This is a genomic window from Streptomyces sp. NPDC002018 (assembly GCF_042890865.1).
Taxonomy (GTDB): domain Bacteria; phylum Actinomycetota; class Actinomycetes; order Streptomycetales; family Streptomycetaceae; genus Streptomyces.
This window is the reverse complement of sequence record NZ_JBIASO010000007.1, coordinates 395,368-402,783: the sequence shown is the minus strand read 5'-3', so window position 1 is coordinate 402,783 and position 7,416 is coordinate 395,368. Positions and strand designations below refer to the sequence as shown.

Here is a 7,416-nt window from a genome sequence, read left to right as displayed (position 1 = left end):
CCACCCCCCAGGTCATCCGTTCGACAGGGGGCAACAGTCATGCCGAGCCCGGAGGCCAGCGGCCCTCTTGCAGGACCACAGAAAACATAACGGGGGGGGAGGGGCGGGGGAGGGACGGCCGGGACGGCGGGCGCCCGGTCCGCTCCCCGCCCGGCCCCCGCGCCGTCGTCAGCGCAGGAACGCCGCCGCCACCCCCGCGTCGACCGGCACATGCAGCCCCGTGGTGTGGCTGAGATCCCCGCCCGTCAGGGCGAACACCGCGTTGGCCACATGCTCCGGCAGCACTTCCCGTTTGAGGAGCGTCCGCTGGGCGTAGAACTCACCGAGCCGCTCCTCCTCCACGCCGTACACCGCGGCCCGTTCGGCCCCCCAGCCGCCCGCGAAGATCCCCGAACCGCGCACCACCCCGTCGGGGTTGACGCCGTTGACCCGGATCGAGAGCCCGCCCAGCTCCGCGGCGAGCAGCCGTACCTGATGGGCCTGGTCGGCCTTGGTCGCGGAGTAGGCGATGTTGTTGGGACCCGCGAACACCGCGTTCTTGGAGGCGATGTAGACGATGTCGCCGCCGAATCCCTGATCGGTCATCACCCGGACCGCCTCCCGCGAGACCAGGAAGGAGCCCCGGGCCATGATGGCGTGCTGGAGGTCCCAGTCCCGCGCGGTGGTCTCCAGCAGCGGCTTGGAGATCGAGATACCGGCGTTGTTGACGACCAGATCCACCCCGCCGAAGGCGAGGACGGCCGCGTCGAAGGCCGCCTTGATCTGCTCCTCGTCCGTCACATCGACGGTGACCGCCACGGCCGTGTCGGTGTCGCCCAGCTCCCCGGCCACCGTGGCCGCGCTCCCGGCGTTGAGATCCGCGATCACCACACACGCGCCCTCGGCGGCCAGCCGGTGGGCGATCGCCCTGCCGATCCCCGAGCCCGCCCCCGTCACCAGGGCGACCCGGGCGGCCAGCGCCTTCGGCGCGGGCATCCGGCGCAGCTTGGCCTCCTCCAGCTCCCAGTACTCGATACGGAACTTCTCGGACTCCTCGATCGGCGCGTACGAGGAGACGGCCTCGGCGCCGCGCATCACTTGGACGGCGTTGAGATAGAACTCACCGGCGACCCGCGCGGTCTGCTTGTCCTTGCCGAAGGAGAACATGCCCACGCCCGGCACCAGCACGATCGCCGGATCCGCCCCACGCATCGGCGGGGAGCCCGGCGCCGCGTGCCGCTCGTAGTACGCCCGGTACTCGGCGCGGTAGGCGGAGTGCAGCTCGGCCAGGCGTCCCTTCATCCGTTCCAGCGGCGCCCCGGCCGGCAGATCGAGCACCAGGGGACGGACCTTGGTCCGCAGGAAGTGGTCCGGGCAGGAGGTGCCCAGGGCGGCCAGCCGCGGATGCTCCGCCCGGGAGAGGAAGTCGAGGACCGCCTCCGTGGCGGTGTAGTGGCCGACCTGGCGCCGGTCGGTGGAGACCAGGCCGCGGATCAGCGGGGCCAGCGCCGCCGCCTTCGCCCGCCGCTCGTCCTCGGGCAGCGGCTCGTACCCCGGCAGGACGGGACCGAACGGCTCGTTGCCGCCCCGCTCGGCGAGGAACGCCTCGGCGGTACGGATGATGTGCAGGGAGTTGCGCTCGCACTCCTGCGAGGTGGCGCCCCAGGCGGTGATGCCATGGCCGCCGAGCACACAGCCGATCGCCCGGGGGTGGGCCTCCTTCACCGCGGCGATGTCCAGACCGAGCTGGAAGCCGGGCCTGCGCCAGGGCACCCAGACCACGGTGTCGCCGAAGCACTCGGCCGTGAGCTTCTCGCCGTCGGCCGCACAGGCCAGGGCGATGCCCGAGTCGGGGTGGAGATGGTCCACATGGGGGGCGTCGACCAGCCCGTGCATCGCGGTGTCGATGGAGGGGGCGGCCCCGCCCTTGCCGTGCAGGCAGTAGTCGAACGCGGCGACCATCTCGTCCTCGCGCGCCACACCCGGGTAGACCGAGGCCAGCGCGCGCAGCCGGTCGACCCGCAGCGCGGCGAGCCCGCCGGCCGTGAGGGTGCCCAGATCACCGCCCGAGCCCTTGACCCACATCAGTTCGACGTCGTCGCCGGTCACGGGGTCGGTGGCGGATCCCTTCGCGGAGGTGTTGCCGCCGGCGTAGTTGGTGTTGCGCGGATCGGCGCCGAGCCGGTGCGAGCGGTCGAGCAGCTCGGCCGCCACCGGATGGAGATGAGGCTGGTCGGTCATGGTGTCCCTCGGTGAGATACATGCGGACGTCGCCGGATCGAGCCGGTTCGGGCACGGTGGTGAGGCGGGGCGGTGCGCCTCAGGCGCCCCAGCCGGCCGGGGTGCCACCGACCCGCTCGGCGACGATTCTCTTGCCGTAGCCGGAGGCGTGGTACGCGGCGACGGGGTCGGCGTCCGCGCCGAGTTCGGTACGGACCTCCGCCACCAGCGGGCGGACGTCGGTGTTGAAGGCGTCCATGAGCACCGCGTTCGCCGCCAGTACGTCCCCGGCGCGCTGGGCCGCGGCCAGCGCTTCCGCGTCCACCAGCAGCGCCTTGGCCGTGGCCTCCTGCACATTCATCACCGACCGGATGATCGCGGGGATCTTCTCCTCGATGTTGTGGCACTGGTCGAGCATGAACGCCGTCCCCGCCGTGAACCCGCCGCCCCTGATCACCTCGTACATGATCCGGAAGAGCTGGAAGGGATCAGCGGCCCCGGCCATCAGGTCGTCGTCCGCGTAGAAACGGGAGTTGAAGTCGAACCCGCCGAGCTTCCCCTCGCGCAGCAGCACCGCCACGATGAACTCGATATTGGTGCCCGGCGCGTGGTGTCCGGTGTCCACGACCACATGCGCCTTCGGCCCCAGCTTGAGGCAGTGCGCGTACGCCGTCCCCCAGTCCGGCACATCCGTGGCGTAGAAGGCCGGTTCGAACAACTTGTACTCCAGCAGCATCCGCTGGTCGTTCCCCAGCCGCTCGTACACCGCCGACAGCGCGTCGGCGAGCCGGCCCTGACGCGCCGAGATGTCGTCCTGGCCCGGGTAGTTGATCCCGTCGGAGAACCAGAGCTTCAGATCGCGCGACCCGGTGGCGTCCATGACGTCCACGCACTCCAGCAGATGCCCCAGCGCCTTGCGGCGTACGGAGGGGTCCGGGTGGGTGACGGAGCCCAGCTTGTAGTCGTCGTCCTGGAACACGTTCGAGTTGATCGCCCCAATACGCAGGCCCAGCTCCCGGGCGCGGGCGGCGAGTACGCCGTAGTCGTCCACCCGGTCCCACGGGATGTGCAGCGCCACGGTCGGGGCCACACCGGTGTGCGCGTGCACCCGCGCGGCGTCCGCGAGCTTCTCGGCGGGGGTACGCGGCACACCGGGCTGGGCGAACACCTTGAACCGGGTGCCGGAATTCCCGAACGCCCAGGAGGGTGTCTCGACAGCCTGTGACTTCAGCGCCGCCTTCACAGCGGTCTCGGCGGATCGACCCGTCATATCTCAGCGCTCCCGTGGTGCGGACTCGCGGGCGAGCCGGAGTCGGTGCCACGATTCCTTATGAATCGTTTCATCGCGGCGAAGTTATGGGAGCCGCCCAGAGGTGTCAACCCTCCGTGCGACACCGCCATTTGTTCGGGTCGCACCCCTGTGAATTCACCCGAAAATGTCGAGCGCAGCCCATTGACGCCGCGCCGGAACGCCGTTTAGCTTCCGTGCAACCTCATTGAAACCTTTCACGGCGGGTGCTGCCATCGGCCCCCGCCGCCGAGGAGCCCTCATGAACCAGCCCGCCCCGGGCCCCGCCCCGGTCCTGGCCCTGAAGGATGTGAGCAAGTCCTTCGGCGCCGTACGGGCCTTGCGGGACGTCTCCCTGCGACTGTTCCCCGGCGAGGCGCACGCGCTCGCGGGGGAGAACGGCGCGGGCAAGTCCACCCTGATCAAAACGCTCGCCGGGGTGCACAGGCCCGATGCCGGAGAGGTGCTCCTCGACGGCGGCCCCGTCGTCTTCCACGGTCCGGCCGACGCCCGCGACGCCGGTATCGCCGTCATCTACCAGGAGCCGACGCTCTTCCCGGATCTGTCGATCGCGGAGAACATCTTCATGGGCCGTCAGCCCCGGCGCTCCCTCGGCCGGATCGACCGCCGGGCCGTACGGGAGTCCACCGCCGCCCTGATGCAGCGGCTGGGCGTGGGACTCGACCCCGACCGTCCCGCGCGCGGGCTCTCCATCGCGGACCAGCAGATCGTCGAGATGGCCAAGGCGCTCTCCTTCGACGCGCGAGTCCTGATCATGGACGAGCCCACCGCGGCGCTGACGGGCGGTGAGACCGCCCGGCTCTTCTCCGTCGTGCGGACCCTGCGGGCCGAGGGCGCCGCCGTCCTGTTCATCTCCCACCGGCTCGGCGAGATATTCGAGCTCTGCCAGCGGGTCACCACCCTGCGCGACGGCCGCCTGATCTCCTCCGAGCCGCTGGCCGGACTCACCGAGGACGATCTGGTCCGCGGCATGGTCGGCCGCGATCTCGGCGAGCTGTACCCCAAGCAGCCGGCGGCGGTGGGGGAGACCGCCCTGTCGGTGCGCCGGCTGACCAGGGAAGGGGTGTTCCGGGACATCTCCTTCGAGGTGCGGCGCGGTGAGATCGTCGCCCTCGCCGGGCTCGTCGGCGCGGGGCGCAGCGAGGTGGCCCAGGCCGTCTTCGGTGTCGACCGGGCCGACGCGGGCACGGTGGAGGCCGGCGGACGGATCCTGCCCGCCGGTTCACCGACCGCGGCCATGGACGCCGGACTCGCGCTCGTCCCCGAGGACCGGCGGCTGCGCGGACTGGTGATGGAGATGTCCATCGAACGCAATATCGGACTGACCGGGCTGGGCCGGCTCGGCAGGGGCGGCCTGGTGCGCCGGGCACTGGAACGCGGCAGGGCCGCGGACTGGGCCGTACGCCTCCAGCTCAGGTACAACCGCCTCGCCGATCCCGTCGGTGTGCTCTCCGGCGGCAACCAGCAGAAGGTCGTCCTCGCCAAATGGCTGGCCACCGAACCGGCCGTCCTCATCGTCGACGAACCCACCCGGGGCATCGACGTCGGCACCAAGGCGGAGGTGCACCGGCTGCTCTCCGCCCTGGCGGCGGACGGACTCGCCGTCCTCATGATCTCCTCCGACCTGCCCGAGGTCCTGGGCATGGCCGACCGGGTGCTCGTGATGCACGAGGGCCGGCTCACCGCCGAGATCCCGCGCGCGGAGGCCACCGAGGAGACGGTGATGGCCGCCGCGACCGGACGCGCTGAAAGGGCGGCGGCATGACCACCCTGCTGGACAGGCCCGCCGACGCGGGCCGGGACGAACGCTCGGCGCGTTCGCTCGTCGATGCCGTGTTCCGGGCCCGGGAGATCAGCATCGCCGGAGCGCTCGCGCTGCTCGTCCTCGGCACCTGGCTCTCCAACCCGCGCTTCCTCGACGACCAGGGCGTCAAGGACCTCCTCCTCAACGCCTCCATCCTGGTCCTGCTGGCCGTCGGCCAGTCCGTGGTCGTCGTCACCCGCAACATCGACCTCTCGGTCGGCTCCGTCGTCGGGCTCTCCGCCTTCGCCTGCGGCAAGTTCGTCGCCGGGACCGACCACGGCGTGCTCACCGTCATGCTGCTCGGAGCCGCCCTCGGGGTGTGCTGCGGCCTGGTGAGCGGCGCACTGGTCAGCTTCGGCCGGGTCCCGGCGCTCGTGGTCACCCTGGGGATGCTCTACATCATCCAGGGCCTCGACTACTGGTGGGCGCAGGGCGAGCAGATCAGCGCCAACGACATCCCGGAGCCGGTACTCGACCTGGGCAGCGGCAGCGTTCTCGGTGTCCCGTACCTTCCGCTGATCACGCTCGCGCTGCTCGCGCTCACCGCCTTCTATCTGCGCGGCTACCGGTCGGGACGCGAGCTGTACGCGATCGGCTCCAACCCGGAGGCGGCGCGGCTCGCGGGCGTACCGATCCGCCGCAGGATCCTCGGCGCGTACGCCTTCTCCGGAGCCGTGGCCGGATTCGCCGGGGCCCTCTGGCTCGCCCGCTTCGGCACTGTCGTCGCGGACAACGCCCACGGCTGGGAACTCACCGTCGTCAGCGCCGTGGTCGTCGGCGGAGTCGCCATCACGGGCGGTACGGGCACGGTCTGGGGCGCGGCGCTCGGCGCGCTGCTGCTCACCACGATCGGCAGCGCCCTGGTCGTGCTGAGGGTCGACGCGTTCTGGCAGGGCGCCATCACCGGCGCGCTGCTGCTCGCGGCCATCACCGTCGACCGGATCGTCTCCCTGCGTATGACAGCCGCACTGAGGAAGAGGAGCGCCCGCCATGGGAACGGCGCCTGAGACAGAGACCGCGCCCCGGCCCCGGGCCAGCGCGCCCGAGCCCCGCCCCACGACGGCCGGACAGGTCGTCAGGACGGTGGGGCTGCGCTGGGACACCGCGGTCGGCGCCCTGCTGGTGGCGGTCTTCGTGACCGGCCTCGGCACCACCGACGGGTTCGCCTCCGGCGGGAATCTCGCCTTCGCCTTCAACGACATCGCCGAAGTCGCCCTGATCGCGCTGCCCATGACCCTGCTGGTGGTGGCCGGACAGGTCGATCTGTCCGTGGCCTCCATGCTGGGCCTCGGCAGCGCGCTGACCGGGGCGCTGTGGAACGCGGGCTGGGCCTTCGAACTGATCGTGCCCGTCGTGCTGCTGGCCGGAGTCGCGGGCGGACTGCTGAACGGCTGGCTGGTCACCCGGGTGGGACTGCCCTCGCTCGCCGTCACCATCGGCACGCTCGCCCTCTACCGGGGACTCGCCTCCGTCGTGCTCGGCAGTGACGCCGTCACCGGCTTCCCGCGGGTGTACGCCGACTGGGCCGTGGACACCACCACGATCCCCGGCACCTTCCTCACCTATCCGGTCACCCTGTTCCTCGTGCTGGCCGTCGCCACGGCCGTACTGCTCCACTCCACCTCCTTCGGCCGGTCGCTCTTCGCCATCGGCGCGCAGGAGGAGGCCGCCTACTTCGCGGGGATCAGGGTCAAGCGGTTCAAGCTGATCCTCTTCGTGGTCACCGGGGTGTTCTCGGCCTTCGCCGGGATCGTCTTCACCCTGCGGTACGGCAGCGCGCGCGCCGACAACGGCCTCGGTTTCGAAATGCTCGTCATCGCCTCCGTCCTGCTCGGCGGCGTCGACTTCGACGGCGGCAAGGGCACGCTCTTCGGCGCGGTCGCCGGTGTGCTGCTGATCGGGGTCCTCAGGAACCTGCTCACGCTCAACGATGTGCCCAACGAGGTCCAGGTCATCGTGACCGGGCTGCTCCTCGTCGCCTCGGTCCTCACCCCCAGAGTCGTGGCGGCCGTGGTGGAGCGCCGCCACCGGCGCGCGGCCGGCGGCACGTCCGGGCCCTGAGCCCCACCGCGGCGCCCCGCACCTACACCCACCCGCACCCGCG

Annotated in this window: 5 protein-coding genes; 3 read left to right on the top strand and 2 right to left on the bottom strand. The window is 71.4% G+C overall.

Annotated elements, in window-relative coordinates; all coding sequences use genetic code 11:
• Positions 1 to 168: 168 nt before the first annotated feature.
• Together ACFYYH_RS14820 and rhaI are read right to left on the bottom strand one after the other, a co-directional pair.
• The gene (locus ACFYYH_RS14820; RefSeq protein ID WP_388550434.1) at positions 169 to 2,220 is read right to left on the bottom strand and encodes a bifunctional aldolase/short-chain dehydrogenase; all 2,052 of its coding nucleotides are present in this window, start codon (positions 2,218 to 2,220) and stop codon (positions 169 to 171) included.
• Positions 2,221 to 2,299: 79 nt separating this feature from the next.
• Positions 2,300 to 3,469, bottom strand: a complete 1,170-nt coding sequence (rhaI, locus tag ACFYYH_RS14815) for an L-rhamnose isomerase (protein ID WP_388550431.1) — start codon at positions 3,467 to 3,469, stop codon at positions 2,300 to 2,302.
• A gap of 280 nt (positions 3,470 to 3,749) precedes the next feature.
• Between rhaI and ACFYYH_RS14810 the strand changes: the two genes are divergently transcribed.
• From ACFYYH_RS14810 to ACFYYH_RS14800, 3 genes are read left to right on the top strand one after another with little or no spacing between them, the layout of a single operon-like run.
• Positions 3,750 to 5,273, top strand: a complete 1,524-nt coding sequence (locus ACFYYH_RS14810) for a sugar ABC transporter ATP-binding protein (protein WP_388550428.1) — start codon at positions 3,750 to 3,752, stop codon at positions 5,271 to 5,273.
• The gene (locus ACFYYH_RS14805) at positions 5,270 to 6,319 is read left to right on the top strand and encodes an ABC transporter permease (RefSeq protein WP_388550426.1); all 1,050 of its coding nucleotides are present in this window, start codon (positions 5,270 to 5,272) and stop codon (positions 6,317 to 6,319) included. The genes ACFYYH_RS14810 and ACFYYH_RS14805 overlap by 4 nt, the downstream gene beginning before the upstream one ends.
• Complete coding sequence (locus ACFYYH_RS14800) at positions 6,303 to 7,373, top strand: ABC transporter permease (protein ID WP_388550423.1); 1,071 nt, start codon at positions 6,303 to 6,305, stop codon at positions 7,371 to 7,373. Before ACFYYH_RS14805 ends, ACFYYH_RS14800 begins: the two co-directional genes overlap by 17 nt.
• Positions 7,374 to 7,416: the final 43 nt, after the last annotated feature.